The organism is Rothia mucilaginosa, assembly GCF_964211445.1.
Taxonomy (GTDB): Bacteria; Actinomycetota; Actinomycetes; order Actinomycetales; family Micrococcaceae; genus Rothia; species Rothia mucilaginosa_E.
The window spans coordinates 129542-148399 of the sequence record NZ_CAXOQT010000001.1 but is presented as its reverse complement, the minus strand read 5'-3'; the positions used below and the strand labels follow the sequence as shown (position 1 = coordinate 148399).

The 18858-nt window shown below is 59.9% G+C and carries 14 protein-coding genes; 5 read left to right on the top strand and 9 right to left on the bottom strand.

Going from position 1 to position 18858, the window contains the following annotated elements:
* Positions 1–158: 158 nt before the first annotated feature.
* The gene (locus AB8E48_RS00535; RefSeq protein WP_049342169.1) at positions 159–623 is read right to left on the bottom strand and encodes a Fur family transcriptional regulator; all 465 of its coding nucleotides are present in this window, start codon (positions 621–623) and stop codon (positions 159–161) included.
* A 157-nt stretch (positions 624–780) separates the two neighbouring features.
* On the opposite strand from AB8E48_RS00535, the gene AB8E48_RS00530 reads away from it, so the two are divergent.
* Positions 781–1458 carry an MBL fold metallo-hydrolase gene (locus AB8E48_RS00530; protein ID WP_368885386.1) on the top strand — a complete coding sequence of 226 codons (678 nt, stop codon included), beginning with the start codon at positions 781–783 and terminating at the stop codon, positions 1456–1458.
* A gap of 54 nt (positions 1459–1512) precedes the next feature.
* Complete coding sequence (locus tag AB8E48_RS00525) at positions 1513–1941, top strand: HIT family protein (RefSeq protein WP_313968491.1); 429 nt, start codon at positions 1513–1515, stop codon at positions 1939–1941.
* Positions 1942–2035: 94 nt separating this feature from the next.
* On the opposite strand, the gene budA is transcribed toward AB8E48_RS00525, so the two are convergent.
* The 5 genes from budA to lipB all read right to left on the bottom strand — a co-directional run bounded on the left by budA (position 2036) and on the right by lipB (position 8017).
* Positions 2036–2785, bottom strand: a complete 750-nt coding sequence (budA, locus tag AB8E48_RS00520; RefSeq protein WP_049337825.1) for an acetolactate decarboxylase — start codon at positions 2783–2785, stop codon at positions 2036–2038.
* 555 nt (positions 2786–3340) lie between these two features.
* Positions 3341–4765: a type I glutamate--ammonia ligase gene (gene glnA, locus AB8E48_RS00515; protein ID WP_368885385.1), complete on the bottom strand. Its 1425-nt coding sequence runs from the start codon at positions 4763–4765 to the stop codon at positions 3341–3343.
* Positions 4766–5118: 353 nt separating this feature from the next.
* Positions 5119–5835 (bottom strand): DUF4191 domain-containing protein, encoded by a 717-nt coding sequence (locus AB8E48_RS00510; protein WP_294645390.1) that lies wholly within the window; start codon positions 5833–5835, stop codon positions 5119–5121.
* A 208-nt stretch (positions 5836–6043) separates the two neighbouring features.
* The gene (gene lipA / locus AB8E48_RS00505; RefSeq protein ID WP_005505472.1) at positions 6044–7051 is read right to left on the bottom strand and encodes a lipoyl synthase; all 1008 of its coding nucleotides are present in this window, start codon (positions 7049–7051) and stop codon (positions 6044–6046) included.
* A gap of 174 nt (positions 7052–7225) precedes the next feature.
* Positions 7226–8017 (bottom strand): lipoyl(octanoyl) transferase LipB, encoded by a 792-nt coding sequence (gene lipB, locus AB8E48_RS00500; protein WP_368885404.1) that lies wholly within the window; start codon positions 8015–8017, stop codon positions 7226–7228.
* A gap of 93 nt (positions 8018–8110) precedes the next feature.
* Here lipB and AB8E48_RS00495 point away from each other — a divergent pair, with 93 nt between their 5' ends.
* The gene (locus AB8E48_RS00495) at positions 8111–9685 is read left to right on the top strand and encodes a peptidase (protein ID WP_368885384.1); all 1575 of its coding nucleotides are present in this window, start codon (positions 8111–8113) and stop codon (positions 9683–9685) included.
* 181 nt (positions 9686–9866) lie between these two features.
* On the opposite strand, the gene sucB is transcribed toward AB8E48_RS00495, so the two are convergent.
* The 3 genes from sucB to AB8E48_RS00480 form a co-directional block, all read right to left on the bottom strand.
* The gene (sucB, locus tag AB8E48_RS00490) at positions 9867–11540 is read right to left on the bottom strand and encodes a 2-oxoglutarate dehydrogenase, E2 component, dihydrolipoamide succinyltransferase (RefSeq protein ID WP_368885383.1); all 1674 of its coding nucleotides are present in this window, start codon (positions 11538–11540) and stop codon (positions 9867–9869) included.
* A gap of 191 nt (positions 11541–11731) precedes the next feature.
* Positions 11732–13117 (bottom strand): dihydrolipoyl dehydrogenase, encoded by a 1386-nt coding sequence (gene lpdA / locus AB8E48_RS00485; RefSeq protein ID WP_296548195.1) that lies wholly within the window; start codon positions 13115–13117, stop codon positions 11732–11734.
* A 390-nt stretch (positions 13118–13507) separates the two neighbouring features.
* Positions 13508–15004: a leucyl aminopeptidase gene (locus AB8E48_RS00480; RefSeq protein WP_368885382.1), complete on the bottom strand. Its 1497-nt coding sequence runs from the start codon at positions 15002–15004 to the stop codon at positions 13508–13510.
* A gap of 432 nt (positions 15005–15436) precedes the next feature.
* On the opposite strand from AB8E48_RS00480, the gene AB8E48_RS00475 reads away from it, so the two are divergent.
* Both AB8E48_RS00475 and AB8E48_RS00470 read left to right on the top strand, forming a co-directional pair.
* Positions 15437–16342, top strand: coding sequence for a PAC2 family protein (locus AB8E48_RS00475; protein ID WP_294642127.1), 906 nt, complete (start codon positions 15437–15439; stop codon positions 16340–16342).
* Positions 16343–16589: 247 nt separating this feature from the next.
* Positions 16590–18497 (top strand): metal-dependent hydrolase, encoded by a 1908-nt coding sequence (locus AB8E48_RS00470; RefSeq protein WP_368885381.1) that lies wholly within the window; start codon positions 16590–16592, stop codon positions 18495–18497.
* Positions 18498–18858: the final 361 nt, after the last annotated feature.

Sequence of the window (18858 nt, the reverse complement as noted above, 5' to 3'; positions counted from 1 at the left end):
GCAATATGTCGCCTTGTCCAGATGCCCTGTGTGTCGTGCTGTGGTGGCGTCAAAGATCTTTGAAGACGCCGCCTTGTTGTCCTCCAGAGAAGGATCCTCTCCGGTGAAGGAAACCCCTCAGTGAGTGAGGGGTATGGGTCGCAGATTGGCCTGCAGCGTTAGCGTGCAGCGCCGCCCTGCGATTCTTCCTCGCGACGTGCCAAAGTGCAGTCCGGGCAGTAACCGGTCACTTCAACCACGTGTTCCAGCTCCGAGAAGCCGTGCTGCTTGCCCATGGCAAGTGCCCAGTCCTCGAGGGCGGGCGCTTCCAGCTCGATGGCGGTGCCGCATCGGCGGCAGAGCAGGTGGTGGTGATGGTCCTTTACCTGGCAGTGGCGGTACAGGGTCTCACCCTCAACGCCCTTGACCGAGTCCAGCTCACCGGCGTTAGCCAGCGACTGCAGCACGCGGTAGGTGGTTGCGAGAGAGACCTGTTCCTTGCGGTTCGCGAGGGTCAGGTGCAGATCCTGTGCTGAGATGAAATCGCCGAGCTCTTCCATGGTCGCCTTGATGATGCGACGCTGGCGGGTATTTCGGGCTTCGGCGGGCTTCGTAATTCTCCGTACGGGAATATGAGTGTCCATTGCTGAACCTTTCGGGGCGGAGGGCCGCCCCATTGTGTGGTCGATCTTGTCTTACGACTTTACACTAGAGGCGTTCAAAAGGTGGTTGATTTGCGGCTTATCTCAAAAATTGAAGCCGCCGCCGGGCGGGTGCTGGGGTTCGCGGTAGACTGAAACTATGAAGATGACGAAGTACACCCACTCATGTATCCGCCTTGAGAATGAGGGGCGCACCCTCGTTCTTGACCCCGGCAATTTTGCCGCTGAAGGCGAGCATGCCACCGCGCTGGAAGGCGCCGATTACCTGTTCGTGACCCACGCGCATCCGGATCATTTTGATGGCCCGTCGGTGCTGCCGCTGATTGCTGAGCGCACCGAGTCGCAGAACCCGCTGAAGATTTGGGCTCCCGAGGCTGTCGCCCAGGTTATCAAGGAGGCTGTGCCCGCCGCCGAGGTTACCGTTGTTTCCTCCGATTCTGAGTTCAGTATCCCCGGTTTTGAGGTGAAGACCTACGGCGGTCAGCATGCTCTGATTCACCCGCTGATTCAGACCATCGCGAACATCGGCTACCTGATTAACGGTGCCGTGTACCACCCCGGTGACTCCCTTGTGGTGCCTCACCGTGTGCGTGCAAATACCGTCCTGGTGCCGATTCACGCGCCCTGGTCGAAGGTTCAGGAAGTCATTGATTTTGTGATTGCAACCGGCGCACAGCGTGTGGTTCCGATTCACAACGGCATGATTAATCAGAACGGTACCGGCATTATTGAGGGCCTGGTGACGAACTTCGGCGCGAAGTACGGCACCGAGCTGAAGCATCTGAACCCCGGCGAGAGCATTGAGGTTGAGGCGTAGAGCCTGAACGTTGAGCTTCAAACGCGCCGATGGCGGCGCATGAAGGAGATTATTGTGAGCACGATTTTTACCAAGATTATTGACGGCGAGATTCCCGGCCGCTTCGTCTGGAAGGATGACCAGTGCGTGGCGTTCCTGGACATCATGCCGCTGTCGGAAGGTCACCTGCTGCTCGTTCCCCGCGCTGAGATTGACCGCTGGCCCGACCTGCCGGCTGAGCTGGCTGCGCACCTGTTCGCTGTGGCGCACAAGATTTCGGGTGCCCTGGATCAGGCGTTCGATAAGGACCGTGTGGCTCTGATGATTGCGGGCTTCGACGTGCCGCACACCCACATCCACCTGTTCCCGGCTGACGGCATGGCTGACTACGATCCCGCTAACGCGAAGAAGGACGCGACCGCCGAAGAGCTGGATGCGGCAGCTGAGAAGGTGCGTGCCGCTCTGCGCGAGCGTGGCCACGGCGAGTTCGTGCCCGAGGCGTAAGCGCCGTTTACAGCGCGTATAAACACGAAGGAGCCGCCCTCTACAGTTCTGTAGAGGGCGGCTCCTTCGTTGCTATATCCCGATGGAGATAAGCTTAGTGCTTCTCAGCCTTGGAGATCTGTTCAGCCAGGTCCTCGGGGGAGAGGTTAGCGGAGGAGAACTCGGGGGTTAGCGGCAGGTGCAGCTGCAGGCCGGTACCGGGGCAAATTTCAACCTTTGCCGAGCGCAGCTTGAAGTCGACCACGTGACCGCCCTGAACGCGCTCATCGTCGATAAAGTGGGCGTGGCAGCCGGGCACCGAGATGCCCTGCTCGTAGATGGGGGTGCGGAAGCCAACGATCGTGCCGGTCACGTTATCGAACTGGACGATGTCCTCGTTCTCGGTGGCCGCGACCATCTTCGGGTAGGGCTTCTCCTGCTTGATGACGGTACGGGTGCGGACCCATTCGAACTCGCCGTAAATCTTGATGGCGTACATGTAGTTCTTGGAGACGGTGAAGTCATCCAGAATCTGGGAAGCAGACTTACGGAGTAGGTTCTGCGGTAGTTCGCGCTTAATCATGGGCACGAAGTTGGTGACCACGGCGTAGGGGGTCTGCTGGCGCAGGTCGGGCAGGGATACGGAGCCGTCGTGACGCACCTGGTAGCAGACGCCGTCGAGGACGACCATTTCGCCGTCGAGGCCGTTGAAGGTACCCACACCGAAGTTGCCGTGGCTCAGGAGCTCACCGATGGTCATCTCGCCATCGTAAATGCCGTCCAGCAGCTGGGACATGAGGCCGGTCTGAAAAACTTCGTTACGGAAAACAGTTTCACCGTTTAGGATGGTCGGCTGATATGCCATGAGATTTCTCCTCGTTACAGTGGATGCGGCGTCAGACGGGTCGGTCGGTCATCGGCGATACTCGCCCCAGCAGATGCTGAAAAGGTGAGGGGCGGTGGGGAGAACACGGCGTTGTGGTGTCGTTTCTCGCGGAATTCGTAGGTGCCGCCGGCCGGGCGCACGCACTTTCATTGTACGCCCGCCTGCGAACATACCTACCGGTCAGTGGGCCAACATCTTATGATGTGACCTCTAGCCCGCTGAAAGCAGGCACCGGCACGAGGGCATAAAAATAGACTGGCGTTCCCTCCGGTTGCACGACAAAAAGGGAGGGAACGCCAGCACCAACAGCTTAGCCCTTAGAGCGGCTCTAAGCGCAACTAAGACGCGCAAGACCCATCGATGCATAAAAATATTGGACACGACCCGTCAGCAAACGCGCTACACCAGGACAACACCCCGCAGAGAGGCTACAGCAGACACAACAACGGCCTATACGCTCCCAAAGGAACGTATAGGCCGTTGCCTGTTCTCCAGAACGCACCCCCTACAAGGGGCACCGTTCAGGAAGAAAGATTAGACGCCGTAGTACAGCTGGTACTCAAGCGGGTGCGGAATCAGCGAGAGCGGCTCCAGCTCATTCTTACGCTTGTAGTCGATCCACGCCTGAATCAGGTCCTCGGTGAAGACGCCGCCCTCGAGCAGGAAGTCGTGGTCAGCCTCCAGAGCAGCCAGAGCCTCCTCCAGGTTAGCCGGAGCCTTCTTGATGTCCTTAGCTTCCTCGGCGGGCAGCTCGTACAGGTCCTTGTCGATCGGTGCCGGCGGTTCAATGCGGTTGCGGATACCGTCCAGGCCAGCCATCAGCTGAGCAGCGAACGCGAAGTAGGGGTTAGCGGAGGGGTCCGGTGCACGGAACTCCAGACGCTTAGCCTTCGGGTTGGTGCCGGTAATCGGAATACGGATACCAGCGGAACGGTTACCCTGCGAGTACACCATGTTGATGGGAGCCTCGTAGCCGGGAACCAGACGCTTGTAAGAGTTCACGGTCGGGTTGGTGAACGCCAGAACAGCGGAGGAGTGCTCAATCAGACCGCCAATGTACCAGCGTGCGGTGTCAGAGAGGTTAGCGTAGCCGCGCTCGTCGTAGAACAGCGGCTCACCGTTCTGCCACAGCGACTGGTGGCAGTGCATGCCGGAACCGTTGTCACCGAACACGGGCTTGGGCATGAAGGTCACGGACTTGCCCCATGCGTCTGCGGTGCCCTTGATGACGTACTTGAACTTCAGCAGGTCGTCAGCAGCCTTGGTGAGGGTGTCGAACTTGTAGTTGATCTCTGCCTGGCCGGCTGCACCCACCTCGTGGTGGCTACGCTCAACCTCGAGGCCAACCTCGTCCATTGCTACGCACATTGCGTCACGCAGGTCAGCCTGCTTGTCGACGGGGGAGACGGGGAAGTAGCCGCCCTTGACGGGGGTCTTGTTACCCAGGTTGCCGCCCTCTTCCTTGCGGCCGGTGTTCCAGGGAGCCTCGTCAGAGTCAATCTTGTAGAAGACCGAGTTCGGCTCGACCTGGTAGCGGACGTCCTCGAAGACGAAGAACTCAGCCTCGGAAGCAAAGAACGCGGTGTCTGCAATGCCGGTGGACTGCAGGTATGCCTCGGCGCGCTCAGCAACGCCGCGGGGGTCACGGTGGTAGGGCTCACCGGTGCGGGGGTTCACGATGGAGCAGATGATGACCAGGGTCTTCTCAATGCGGAAGGGGTCAACGTATGCGGACTGAACGTCGGGAATCAGCTGCATGTCGGACTCTGCGATGCCCTGGAAGCCGCGAATGGAGGAGCCATCAAAAAGCTGGCCGTTGACGAAGAAATCGTCATCAATTGCCTTGGCGGGCAGGTTGAAGTGCTGCTGCACGCCGGGCATATCGGTGAATCGGATATCGACGAAGACTACTTCTTCGTTCTTGATAAAGTCGAGAACTTCCTGGGGGCTGGTAAACATGAGGACTATGCTCCTTGTGCGATTGAGGGCGGGGGAGAGGATACCCCCTCGTCGCGTCAATCTTTGGTTTAGTTATTGGCCGCGGGTAAATCCCTGTGACATATCAAGCATAGTGGTTATTTTTTGCGCGTGCGTGACTATCGTGTTTCGGTAATGTTACAAATCTTGGAAAGGAGTTACATCTATGTTGCTTCACGAAACACAGCGCAGCCGCTAACGCCCCGTATCAAGGGCAGTAGCAGAGCCCGCAGCAACGCCAGTAGCAGTGCAATAATCGGGTGTAACAAAAAAGGCTCCGACCCTTCCCACACGGGAAGAGCCGGAGCCTTCAAAAGCTTATACCAGATGCTCGTTTAGCGGCCGCGCATCGCACGACGATCGGGGCGTGCACGCATCGGGTCAACACCCTTCGGCAGACCGTTCATCGGGTTACGCATAGTGTTCAGGGTGCTCAGACGACCCGAAACAACCTGCATCTCCTGCTGAGTCAGAGCCTTCGGAAGCTTGTTCATGGTCTTCACAACGTCCTTGAGCTCAACCTGACCCTCATCGTGACCGGTCTCAATCACGTGAACCGGAACTCCGGGGGCCACACGAGCCAGGTGCTTCTTCTCAGTGTTCACCAGCGAGTTCACGCGGCTGTGAGGGCCCTCGGTCACCAGCACAATACCGGGACGGCCCAGCGCACGGAACACCAGATCCTGGTTGCGGTTCGCAGCAACGGGCTGCTCCTCAACAATCCAACCGCGGCGCACCGAGTTCATCGCCGCACCACTACGACCGGGCTGGTTCTCAATCTGAGCAAAAGCCGCAGTCTGCGCGCGGCGACCCAGCAGAAGCATCGCCACAATAGCGGCAACGCCCAGACCCAGAATCAGGAAAGTAATCCAGTTATTCAGGGCAATACCGATGAGGAGGAAAACCAAAAGGGTACCCAGAGCCGACAGACTCAGAATCCAACCAATATTCGGGTCGGACTTCTTGGTCATCTGGTAGACCTGCTTCATCTGGGCGAAAGTGCCCGGAGTGCGTTCCTTCTTCTTTTTCTTCTCTTCGCGCTTATCTGCCACGATTCTTCCTCGGCTGGTTCTTCCGCGGCCCCGAGAAGCGCCTCAAACGCTCACGGAACCATAGTGACGTAACGATGCAGTGTATGCCTGCAATTTTTCTAGTTTACCCTACCCACACAAGGGACGGGGCATAAGGGGAGGCTCCCCGAACACCGGACGAAACCGGGTTCGAGGAGCCTCAACGCTCTCAGAAAGATTCTGAAAAGGCTTAGTAGCCTGCAGCCACCAGAGAGGAAGCTTCCTGCAGAGCAGCGCCCTCACCCTCAATGTGAGCCAGGTTCTCGGGGATCGGGTAACCGTTCTTGCGCATTGCACGAGCCCACAGGCGACCTGCACGGTACGAAGAACGAACCATCGGGCCCGCCATAACGCCGGCGAAACCAATCTCCTCAGCCATGTTCGCGAAGTCCACGAACTGCTGCGGCTTCACCCAACGCTCAATGGGGTGGAAGAGCGGGCCGGGGCGCAGGTACTGGGTGAGGGTAATGATGTCACAGCCAGCATCGTGCAGATCGCACAGCGCCTCGTAAATCTCGTCGTCGGTCTCGCCCATACCCAGAATCAGGTTGGACTTGGTGACCATGCCGCCTTCCTTAGCCTGGGTAATAACGTCCAGGGAACGCTCGTAACGGAACGCCGGGCGAATCTGACGGAAGATACGGGGAACGGTCTCCAGGTTGTGCGCGAACACCTCAGGCTTAGCGTCAATGACCTTCTGAACATGCTCGGGAACACCCTTGAAGTCGGGGACGAGCATCTCAACGCCGGTGTTCGGGCACATCTTGTGAATCTGGCGGGTAGTCTCTGCGTACAGCCACGCACCGCCGTCTTCCAGATCGTCACGAGCCACGCCGGTCACGGTTGCGTAACGCAGACCCATGACCTTCACGTTCTTCGCAACCTTGAACGGCTCAGCGTAATCCACAGCAACGGGCTTACCGGTTGCAATATTGCAGAAGTCGCAACGGCGGGTGCACTCGGAACCACCAATCAGGTAGGTTGCCTCACGGTCTTCCCAGCACTCATAAATATTGGGGCAGCCAGCCTCTTCACACACAGTGTGCAGACCCTGACCACGAGCCAGCTCGCGCATCTCGTTGTATTCGGGGCCAACAATAGCCTTGGTCTTAATCCAGTGAGGCTTCTTCTCAATGGGAACCTCAGCGTTGCGGGCCTCCACACGCAGTAGCTTGCGTCCTTCAGGTGCGGTGCTCAAAAGTCTTCTCCTTGGTCTCGGTGTGCCCTCTGTGCAGGTGGGCCACCTTCTATTTTACGCCCGCTCAGGCGTAGGTGAAACTGATTTTCGTATATGACGAACGAACCCGGATGCGCGGTGCGCGGCTCGTTCAGGGTCTAGTTCTGCGCTCTAGCCCTGCGGCTGGTCTTGTGCTTAGTCCTGCGCCGGGACGGGCTCGAAGGACTCCGCCAGTCGGTCCTGGTACTTCAGAAGCTCCGCCTCCAGCGGCTCCAAAATATCGGCGGGGGTCACGGTGCGACCCAGCTGCTCCGAAATGGAGGTGACACCCGCATCGCTAATACCGCAGGGGATGAACTGCGCGAAAGGCGCCAGGTCGTTGCAACAGTTAATCGCGAAGCCGTGCATCGTGGTGTTACGCGAAACGCGCATGCCCAGCGCGGCAATCTTCTTGTCCTGGGTGACACCGTCGCCCAGAATCCACACGCCGCTACGGCCCTCAACGCGCTCACCCTTAATGCCCAGACCAGCCAGGACGTTAATGATGATTTCCTCAACGATGCGCACATACGCCACCACGTCAATGGGCTCGGGTAGGCGCAGAATCGGGTAAGCAGTCAGCTGGCCGGGGCCGTGCCAGGTCAGCTTGCCGCCGCGGTCAATCTTGACGACCGGGGTGGAGTTGTCTGCGGGGTATTCGTGGTCTTCGGTGCGTTTACCCGCGGTAATCACTGCCTCATGCTCAAGCAGAAGAATCGTATTCTGGCGGGTGCGGTTAGCCACCTCATCGTGGATGCGGTACTGCTCGTCCAAGCACTCAACATAGTTCACATAGTTCGGGGCGAAGCCCACGCGTTCAATCGTCACAGACATACTTTCTACCTTAGTACTGCTAGTGGAGGGAAGAAAATTAGGGCGCCCTGAATCACGTGATGAGCGAACATGTAGGAATGTTACGGACGGGTGTGCTGGGTTGACGGGGTGAATATTCCGGGTGTTGATTTTAGGGTTGCGTGGTTTATTTATGCTGTTTTATTGTGTATAAACATATTATTTGATGTTATTTGATAACATGATGGTATGAGAAGCAAAGAAGCACACGTTCTGGAAAGCATCGCCAACCCGGCACTGCTCACCCTGCAGATTGTTGAGTACCGGGGTGGAACCGCCGAGAGCGCACCTGCCGTAACCTCTATGCGCCCCGGACGCTACACCCTGCGCACCATTTCTGCGCCCGAGGGCACCGCTCCCTCCGCACCCACTCTGCGCGCGGCAGCCAACGGGTACGGATTCGAAGAAAGCACGGATGCATCCGCTCACGCCCAGACCCCGCAGGTAGCCGCCGCCCTGCGTAACGCGCCCGGACTCGCCAAGCTACACGCCGTCACCAGCGAGGAGCACGATAGCAAGCTGTGCCTCTGGTACGAGCCTCTCGACGCGGGCACCCTCGACAAGCTCCTACGCGCTCGCACCCTCAACCCTGCCGAACTCATGACCCTGGCACGCACCCTGCATCGGGCGCTCGGCAGCCTCAAAAAGGTAGGGGAGGGGCGCGCCGAGCTGAGCGCCGAATACATTGCGCTGAGCGCCGCCGGAGTACCCAAGCTCCTACTGCCCAATGCCGTCTATTGTGATGCGAGCTCTCTCGACGCTGAACAGCTCACAGCCGCTTATGGCGACTACGCACGTTCCGCAGCCGCCCTGCTCTGGCAAGCCGCCTGCGGGCACACACCGGAACCCTCCGTAGCCCGTGTACCCCTTTCACTACGCATGGGAGCTGCCGGCACCGCCACTGATGGAACACCCAGTAACGAATGGGTTGAACGCCTCGGACGCGCCCTCGAATACCTTCTAGACGCACCCACCCATGAAGTGGCGACCGTCGGACTGAGCTCCGTGGTCGCGCTCGCGGAGGAGGTGCCGCCTCGCCCGCTGAACGTGTACCTGAGCTGCTCGGAACGCGCCCGCGCCCTCATTCCCGCGGCTATAGATCCGGTGCCGGTACAGAAGCCCTCAAAGCTCCAGAAGACGCAACGCTACCTGGCGGAACGTTTGCCACACGTGAAGAAGCCGGCAGCTGCCACAGGCTCTAAACCGTTAGGCTCCGCAGTGAGCTCAGTAAAGAGTCCCGCAAAGAGCGCAGAAGCAACGGGCGCACCCCGCCTCGCTGCGCTACGCGGTGCGCTAAGCCGCCCCTCCGCACGCCTGGGCCTAGCTGCGCTCGCCCTGGGAGCTATCGCCCTGCCGCTCGGGTTCACTGTCTACAGACAGAACGCCCCGGCAACGGCACAGCCCGTATCCGCGCAAGCCGCGAACGCAGAGGGGGAGCAAGCACCCGGCGGCACGGAAGAACAGAATCAGGCTGTGCAGGGTGAACAGATTCTACGCGCCCTCATTGACCAGCGGAACCAAGAACGCCGAGCCCGAGGCGGCGCAGAGCTCACTCTGGACACCACCGAGGAACTCAGCCGCGACGGCGAGAACATTCGCGTCATAGCGGTAGTCTCCGCACCCGGCTACCGCGCCGACAAAACCGAACAGGAAGCCCGCAAACTCAGCGAAGAAAACGGCATCACCCGCCAGAAAGTCATCTTCGACCTGCACCGCGGGGAGAAAGGCTGGGAGATAGCTCGCGCTGAGCCCGTCGCAGCATAACGGCCGTACCCGGTACCCGCCTCACCACCTGAGCATTCGGCAGGCACAACAAAAGCGGCGGCCCCACCCACCGAAGTGGATGGAGCCGCCGCTTTTACGTTCCCCCGAAAAACCGGGGAGCTACGCTCGGTTACCCGTCAGGGTACCGCCACAAGGAAACTTCCTTGAATCTTTGCAGGTCTTAGAGGCCCAGCTCAGACTCGAAGTTTGCCTCCTCCAGGCGGGTCTTGACGGTGCGCAGGAAGCGACCAGCGTCCGCACCGTCGACCACGCGGTGATCGTAGGTGAGGGACAGGTAGCACATGGAGCGGATAGCGATAACGTCGTTACCGTCTGCATCCTGGATAACCATGGGGCGCTTCACGATCGAACCGGTACCGAGGATTGCAACGTTCGGCTGGTTGATGATCGGGGTGTCGAACAGTGCACCGAAGGAACCAATGTTGGTGATGGTGAAGGTCGAACCCGACAGCTCCTCGGGGGAGATGTCGCCGGTACGTGCGCGGCCACCCAGGTCGCCAATAGCCTTTGCCAGGCCAGCAATGCCCAGGTCAGAAGCGTTCTTGATGACGGGAACCAGCAGACCCTTGGGGGTGTCCACAGCAATAGCGATGTTCTCGGAGCCGTGGTAAGTAATCTGCTTGTAGTCCTCGGTCATGGACGCGTTCAGAGCGGGGTGCTGCTGCAGAGCCTCAGCGGTTGCCTGGACGAAGAAGGGCAGGAAGGTCAGCTTTGCGCCCTCGCGAGCAGCGAAGCCGTCCTTAGCCTTTGCACGCAGCTGGACAACGCGGGTCACGTCAACCTCGGTGACCTGGGTCAGCTGGGTGGAGACGTCCAGGGACTCACGCATGCGCTTTGCAATAACCTGGCGGATACGTGCGGTCTTCTCGACGGTGCCACGCTTGGGGGAAACCTCGAAGGTGTGCGGTGCCTTTGCGGAGCCAGCAGCCGGAGCAGCAACTGCAGCGGGTGCAACAGCGGCGGGAGCAGCGGAACCCTTAGCAGCGATAGCAGCCTGAACATCCTGCTTGCGGATGCGGCCACCAACACCGGTGCCCTTAACGGTGGACAGGTCGATACCGTTGTCCTTAGCGAGCTTACGGACCAGCGGGGTCACGTATGCTTCACCCTCAGCAGCTGCCGGAGCGGCAGGTGCAGCGGGAGCTGCGGGTGCAGCCGGAGCAGCAGCGGGTGCTGCGGGAGCGGCAGGAGCCTCAGCAACCGGAGCGGGAGCTGCAGGAGCAGCCGGTGCAGCTGCAGCAGCAGCGTCGCCGATGATAGCCAGAACCTGGCCAACCTCTGCGTCCTCATCCTCGGGGATGCGGATTTCGAGCAGGGTACCTGCTACGGGGGAGGGAACCTCGGTGTCAACCTTGTCGGTGGAAACCTCAACCAGGGGCTCGTCAACCTCAACCTGCTCGCCAACTTCCTTCAGCCAGCGGGTAACGGTGCCCTCGGTCACGGACTCGCCCAGAGCGGGCAGCAGGACCTCGGTGCCGGAAGCGGAGCCAGCCGCGGGAGCAGCCGGAGCAGCGGGTGCTGCGGGAGCCTCAGCAACCGGAGCGGGAGCTGCAGGAGCCTCAGCAGCTGCGGGAGCAGCCGGTGCAGCAGCGCCGGAACCGTCGCCAATGATAGCCAGAGCAGCGCCGACCTCGACGTCCTCGTCCTCGGGGACGAGGATCTGCTCAACAACGCCTGCTACGGGGGAGGGAACCTCGGTGTCAACCTTGTCGGTGGAAACCTCAACCAGGGGTGCGTCAACCTCAATGGTGTCGCCGACCTCAACGAGCCAGCGGGTAACGGTACCCTCGGTCACGGACTCGCCCAGTGCGGGCAGTACTACGGTGTGGGACATAATCTTTCCCGTTCTCCTTGTGAATGCTTGAACTAGAAAAATGTGAGCGGTGACCCGGATGCGCGCCGCATGCATCGAAGCACGTCGACGCGCATCCGGATAGGGGCGTTGTTCAGCGGATACGCCCGGCAACCGCTAACGACCAACGGTCGTCAATACTAAGCTGACGCGCTAACGCCAGTCAGCAAAATTTATGCGCTGTGCAGCGGGGTGCCGTTCAGGACCATTGCAGCCTCACCCAGGGACTCGTTCTGAGTCGGGTGTGCATGGATGAACTTAGCGACGTCCTCGGGGAATGCTTCCCAAGCAACCCACATCTGAGCCTCACCAATCTGCTCACCCATGCGCTTACCAATAGCGTGAACACCAACGATGGGGCCGTCCTTCTGGCGGACAACCTTCACGATACCGGTAGCACCGAGGATAGCGGACTTACCGTTACCAGCCAGGTTGTACTCAGCGGTCTCAACGTTCTCAGCGCCGAACTTCTCCTTAGCCTTGGGCTCGGAGTAACCGACGGAAGCGATCTCCGGGTCACAGAAGGTGACCTTGGGGATGTTGATGTCCTCAACAACGGTGGGGTTCAGGCCAGCGATTTCCTCAGCAACGAAGATACCCTGCTGGTAACCGCGGTGAGCCAGCTGAACGCCGGGGACGATGTCGCCAACAGCGTAGATGTTGCCCACGCCGGTGTGCAGACGCTCGTTAGCCAGGACGAAGCCGCGATCCATGGGGATGCCCTGCTCCTCGTAGCCCATGTTTGCGGTGTTCGGGCCACGACCAACAGCGACCAGAACGATCTCTGCCTCGAAGACCTTGCCGTCAGCCAGGGTGACCTTAGCACCGTTAGCGTCCTGCTCAACCTTCTCGAAGAGGGTGCCGGTGTTGAACTTGATGCCGCGCTTCTTGAACGCACGCTCCAGGACCTTGATGATAGCCGGGTCCTCGTTGGGGACCAGGTTCGGCAGGCCCTCGATGATGGTGACGTCAACGCCCATAGCGTTCCACATGGATGCGAACTCGCAACCAATCACGCCGCCGCCGAGCACGATAGCGCTCTTGGGCAGGTAGTCCATCTCCAGTGCCTCAGTGGAGGTCAGAACGCGACCCTCAATGGGCAGACCGAAGGTCTTGGAGACCGAGCCGGATGCCAGGATGATGTTCTTACCCTTGTACTCCACACCGTTAACGGTGATGGTGTCCTGAGCGGTGAGCTTGCCCTCGCCGGGGATAACCTCAACGCCCTTCATCTTCAGCAGGCCTGCAAGACCCTTGAACTTACCGGAGACGATGCCGTCCTTGTAATCGCGAACCTTGCCCATTTCGATGGACTGCAGCACAGCGTTAACGCCAACCTTGGACGCCTCGCGTGCCTCTTCAGCCAGCTCAGCAGCGTGCAGGTATGCCTTGGTGGGGATGCAGCCGGTGTGCAGGCAGGTGCCGCCGACCTTTTCCTTCTCGATCAGGCCGACGGTGAAGCCTAGCTGGCGTGCGCGAATAGCTGCAGAGTAGCCAGCGGAACCGCCGCCGAGGATGAGGATGTCGAATTCTTGAGCCACGATATTGCTCCCTTGCATAGTTGTGGGGGCTAAAGACCCCTGCAATGAGTTCTTTACCAATTTATTGGTAGGTTTCCCCAGCATGCGCAGGAGGCCCGCGACCCGAAAAATCGCGCGCCCCTCCGCGTACGCAGAAAAACACTTAATACAACAATACCCCCGTTGGCGGTCGTTTAAGTTCACTCAGGGCGGTTTTAGCCGATTAATCCCCCAAACAACCCAAATTTTTCACAACTCAAGAAAAGGTATACGTCATAGAACAGCCCGATGACAGCACCGGCACAGCGGGCTCACAGACCTCGCCAAGAACAGCGTAAAAGGAGGGCTCCCCGGCACAAAACACCGGAAAGCCCTCCTCAAAGAACCTTCTACCACGAGCGGTTATACGCTGCCCGGCAAGGTCACAAACTACTTAGCGTAGGACTGGATGAAGTTCACCAGGGTAGCGGTACCGAAGCCGGTACCCTCCTTCGGGGTGAAGCCGTAGGGAGCCTCCTCGTTGAACGCGGGGCCCGCAATGTCCAGGTGAGCCCAGGGGATGCCCTCGCCCACGAATTCCTTCAGGAACAGGCCAGCAGTCAGCGCGCCACCGTAACGGGAACCAATGTTCTTCAGGTCAGCGACGGGGGACTCCAGGCTCTTACGCAGGTAAGACTCCAGCGGCATCGGCCAGTACGCTTCACCCGCAGCGGCACCGGCAGCAATCACGCGGTCACGGATCTCCTCGTCACCCAGCAGAGCAGCAGTGCGCAGACCCAGAGCCGCCATAGCCGCACCGGTCAGGGTAGCAATATCCAAGATGACGTCCGGGTTCGACTCAGATGCCAGCGCAATACCATCAGCCATGACCAGGCGGCCCTCAGCGTCAGTGTTCAGCACCTCAACGGTACGACCGTCACGCATGGTGATGACATCCTCCGGGCGCAGAGCGTGGCCGCCGGGCATGTTCTCAGCCAGGCACAGGTAACCGGTCACAGCAACCGGAACATCCAGCTCAGCAGAAGCTAGCACCGCGTTCAGAACGGATGCGGCACCCGCCATATCGCACTTCATGGTCATCATCGAAGCGGCAGGCTTCAGCGAGTTACCGCCGGTATCAAAAGTAATGCCCTTACCCACCAGAGCCACGTGAGCCTTCGGGTTCTCCGGAACATACTTCACAACGGCAAGAACCGGCTTGCGGGGCGAACCCTGACCAACACCAGAAATACCGCCGAAGCCCTCCTCAGCCAGACGGTCGTGATGGAATAGCTCAATCTCAACGTTCGAGTAATCCTCAGCAACCTCAGCCACGAACTCAGCGAAAGTCTCCGGGTACAGGTGCGACGGAGGCAGGTTCACCAGACGGCGAGCATCCTTAGCGGTCTCGCCCAGAACCAGGGCGTGAACCAGGGCCTCCTCAGCCTCTTCCTGATCAATCGACGAAACAATCAGAATGGACTCAATCTCTTCCTTGACCGAATCCTGAGTCTTGCCGCGCAGACCCTCCTCAACGAAGTTACCCAGCACGGCGCCGTGAGCAATAGCCTCAATCTCAGCCACCGAAGAAACACCGAAATCGAAAGCAATCTCCTCAGCAGAACCAACCAGCTGACGAGCCGCAGAACCAGCAGCGTAACGCAGAGCATCCAGACGCTCCTGACCCTCAGCAGCATCAGAACCCAGACCCGCCAGGGCAACAATGCCGGTGCCAACATCCTCAAGGCCGGGCAGGCGCAGCAGCTGATCCGGTGCGCCCGAGGCACCCAGCGCCTCCAGCAGCTCGTTAATACCCTCAACAGACTCCTCAGACAGAGAGCTCGGCGCCAGGTAGGCACCGTCATCGCCCTTCAGAACGCCCAGAACCAGAACGTCAGCTTCGAGCGCTTCAAGGTCGGTGCTGTGAATAGACAGAGACAGAGACATCGTTACTCCTTTGCGTATGTCTTCTCGAAATAGTCGGGGCACATCCTCGCGCCCGAAAAACTCAACTGTAGGCCCTCGAAGAGTGAGGATGGATACCGCCGCGCAAAGCCGCGCGGACTACTGCTTCTACTCTACACGGATATATAGGAGGGCGTGAGGTTCAGCTCTCACCCCGAGCCGCTGGCAGAGCAGAAAAATGCGCAAGAAGCCGAGCGGCAGCGTCTTAAGAACGTCAGCAAGACGCTAAACAAGTTCACCTACTGCGAGAAAAGCCCGCACACTGTCGATACTGGGCAACAGTGGCATAAAATGAAAGACTACGGAAGCGTCAGATAACAGAAGACGCCCCTTCGCCCCACCACCTCGGGTACCGGCATGAAACGCTAAGCCCACCCGAACACGGCGCGAACCAGACAGAAGTGAGGAGGCACGATGCTCAACCCCGAAGATCTCTACTTAGCCAACACCAAAATATTGGACGACCCCCGGATGCACGGGCTGACCCTCGTCATTGCCCTCTCCAGCCCGCAGGACGCAGGCTCCACCGCAGGCCAGCTCGGACAGGTGCTACTCAGCGAACTCAAGAACATTGAAATCGTCGAGTTCGACAGCGACCAGCTACACGACTACCGTGCCCGCCGCCCCTTCATCCGCTACGAAAAAGACCACTTCGAAAAGCCGCAATACCCGCAGCTGAAGCTCTACGCCGTAGAAGACAGCCTCAACAAGCCGTTCCTGCTGCTCACCGGTGCCGAACCGGACCTGCAGTGGCAGCGCTTCGAAAAGGCGGTGCTGACCATCGCCCAGCGGGTCAAGCCCTCCCTGGTCGTGCTGGTTTCCGCATTCCCCATGCCGGTGCCGCACACCCGCCCCTTCCCGATTACCGCACATGGCTCCCGCAAGGACCTGATTCGCGGCATCTCCCCGTGGAAGCCCAGCGCCGACGTGCACGCGACCGTCACCAACCTGCTGGAAGTGCTCTTCACCGAAAATGGAATCGACACCGTCGGCTTCGGCGTGAACATTCCCCAGTACATTTCGGAGGCGGACCTGCCGCAGGGCACCCTCACCGCCCTCGAACACGTGGGTATGGCGGCGCACCTCTCGCTACCCACCGAGAATCTGCGCGAAGCCGCACGCCACGTGCACAGCCAGATCAACGATCAGGTCAAGCAGAACCCCGAAATCGGTCGCATGATCACGACCATGGAAGAGAACTACGACGAGAACTTCCGCACCTCCGACATTGCGGTTCCCCTCTCGCGCCGCGACGCGCACAACGTGCCCAGCCGCGACGAGATTGGTGCGCTCTTCGAGCGATTCCTCGATGAACAGTAGGGGGCGCACAGTAAGGGACGCTGCGGGGGAGCGCGAACCTGGCTCGCCGGATACCGCCCGTCAGATGCTGCGTGATGGATATTGCGTGACAGATTATGACGCGGCACCCCGCGCCGCTGTGGACAAACCCCCGCGCACAAACGAACAATACGAATAAATCTGTGGAATCTTCGGACCTATGACCCGAAGTATCCACAGATTTATTTGTTTAACCTCGCGCCCGCCCAAACCGTGCCACCGTGAAGGCATGAACGCAAACAATATCTCCAACGGCAACACCCCCAACGGCAACCACCTCAACAGCGACCACTTCAACAGCGGCAACTACGACACGCCCCCGCCTATCCGCAACGAATACGACGTGCTCAGCAGCGCCCTCCACCAGCACGGCTACTGGCCCGACCACTCACTCATCATCCTCACCGCAACCGAAGACACCCTCGGCCCCAGCCTGCGCGTCAACCTCCCCGACGAACCCTGCACCCTGACCGAACGCGCCGACTTCCTCCACGAAACCTTCGCCAAACTACCCACCTGCCACAACGGCGAATCCCTCACCCGCTTCTACACCGTCATCGTCGACGGCGACAACACCGTACGCCAACGCCAACTCAGCCCCGACACCGCGCAACTCGCCGCCATCGAAGAAATCCAACAGGACGTCGACACCCAAATCAACATCAACACCTGGCTGCACCTGCTCCACGACCCGCGCATCGTCAGCGAACTACGATGCGAAGACATCATCTACGCAGGCGGCGCCAGCATCTGGGCACTCGACCCCGAACAGCAAGCACTCACCCTCCTCGCACCCATCGAAGAAATCCACCACAGCGGCTACTACACCTGGCTTACCCGCCACGGCGACACCATCGCCCCCAACGCCCACCACAACTACGCCCACAGCCCCTGGGACACCGACCCCACCGGCAACCCCGAAACCCGCCACGACTGGGAAAACGCCGTAGAACTCTGGGACCACACCCGCACCAACACCGCACGGCGCGACGACGCCCGCCGCACCAACATCCACACCATCTACCACCAAGCCCAAATCGACCTCTGCTACTGGGACGCCGCCATCAACGCCGCCGCCCACCTGCTCACCACCCACCAGATCGACGACGCTAACGCTGACTCTGATACCCCCACCATCGGTGATGCGCTACGCGACCTCATCCCCGCCGAAGTCGCCGGGCACCTACGCGCCTCCATCGCACCGATGGCGCTCAACCCCATCACCCCCGAAATACTCACCTACCTCGCCGGATACGGGCTCAACCACGCCCAAAAAGCGCTCGCCCACATGCACTACGCCGCCCAACACACCAACTACGCCCTCGGCGGCCCCCGACCCGTCGCCCTCCCAGACATCGACCCGCTCGAACCGCCCCACTACGGCACCCGCATCACCCGAAAAACCTACATGCCCGAAAGCTTCACCCACATGCTCAGCACCGTACCCGGCACCGACCAGGCACATGTGCGCGCCGTGCCCGAAAAATGCGTGCAATGGCAAGACTGGATCCGCCGCACCCACCGCACTATTCAGCAAAACCGCAGCGTCCAACAAAACCGCAGCATCCAACAGGTCAACCTCGACCACTGGGCACTCCAAGAACTCAGCCCCACCGACCTCGCCGTCACCACCGAACTCAACACCATCAACCGCGAGGTACTCCCGCGCCTGCTCAAACAAAGAGACTCCAACGACCATACCGCCGCACGCAAACTCGAAGAGATTAGCCAGCGAATCGACGACGCCTACACCAACAGCGAATACCTCGCCAACCCCAACCACCAAGCCGTCTACACCCGCTACCTCGACGCTCTCAAAGGAGAACTAGACAGCCCCCACTGGGAGCGCCTCAACGGGCTCGAACTACTCACCAGCCTGCTCACACCCCACAGCACCGACGGCGAATACGCAACGCTGCGCAACACCCAAGCCTGGGCCAACTGGTACAAGGGCTACAGCACCTACGCCCGCCTGCTCCGCCAAGAAGCCCACCGCCACACCACCGGAGAAGACCTCAACATCCTCGACGTACATCTCAACGCCGGAGGCCTACCCACCTGGATCAAACACACCATCTGCGGCGAACCCGGCGCAAACCGCCAACCCATCAGCACCCTCAAACCACGAAAGCCCTAAAGCCCGGCACCTAAAACCGGCGCCAAAAGCAACGCATAAAACAGGGGAGGGGCGCACCACCACCCGGCACGCCCCTCCCACACACCTCTACACGCCTCTCACACACAGCCGCACCCACCCAAAACCAAGCCCACAAGCCCCCAAACAGCGCGTCAAGTTGAAAGCAACCAAAAATCTGCAATACTTATATATTGACCCCGTACAGTCAATGCGCTGCAACGCGCCCTCAAACAGCTCAACACAACGAGCAACAGACACTGCACACCGGCCAACGCACGCGGAATAAAACCCGCCCCCACAGCGTTAAACCCGACAAACGCAGCAAACACCCGACCGAGGACGCCAGCACAGACTTGACAGG

What these genes read in the sequence shown, in the direction of transcription:
- glnA (WP_368885385.1), bottom strand. Translation starts at nt 4,765, where the DNA reads ATGTTTACCAGCCCCCAGGAAGTTCTCGACTTTATCAAGAACGAAGAA.
- AB8E48_RS00495 (WP_368885384.1), top strand. Translation starts at nt 8,111, where the DNA reads ATGAGAAGCAAAGAAGCACACGTTCTGGAAAGCATCGCCAACCCGGCA.
- AB8E48_RS00475 (WP_294642127.1), top strand. Translation starts at nt 15,437, where the DNA reads ATGCTCAACCCCGAAGATCTCTACTTAGCCAACACCAAAATATTGGAC.
- AB8E48_RS00530 (WP_368885386.1), top strand. Translation starts at nt 781, where the DNA reads ATGAAGATGACGAAGTACACCCACTCATGTATCCGCCTTGAGAATGAG.
- budA (WP_049337825.1), bottom strand. Translation starts at nt 2,785, where the DNA reads ATGGCATATCAGCCGACCATCCTAAACGGTGAAACTGTTTTCCGTAAC.
- AB8E48_RS00470 (WP_368885381.1), top strand. Translation starts at nt 16,590, where the DNA reads ATGAACGCAAACAATATCTCCAACGGCAACACCCCCAACGGCAACCAC.
- AB8E48_RS00480 (WP_368885382.1), bottom strand. Translation starts at nt 15,004, where the DNA reads ATGTCTCTGTCTCTGTCTATTCACAGCACCGACCTTGAAGCGCTCGAA.
- sucB (WP_368885383.1), bottom strand. Translation starts at nt 11,540, where the DNA reads ATGTCCCACACCGTAGTACTGCCCGCACTGGGCGAGTCCGTGACCGAG.
- lpdA (WP_296548195.1), bottom strand. Translation starts at nt 13,117, where the DNA reads ATGCAAGGGAGCAATATCGTGGCTCAAGAATTCGACATCCTCATCCTC.
- AB8E48_RS00535 (WP_049342169.1), bottom strand. Translation starts at nt 623, where the DNA reads ATGGACACTCATATTCCCGTACGGAGAATTACGAAGCCCGCCGAAGCC.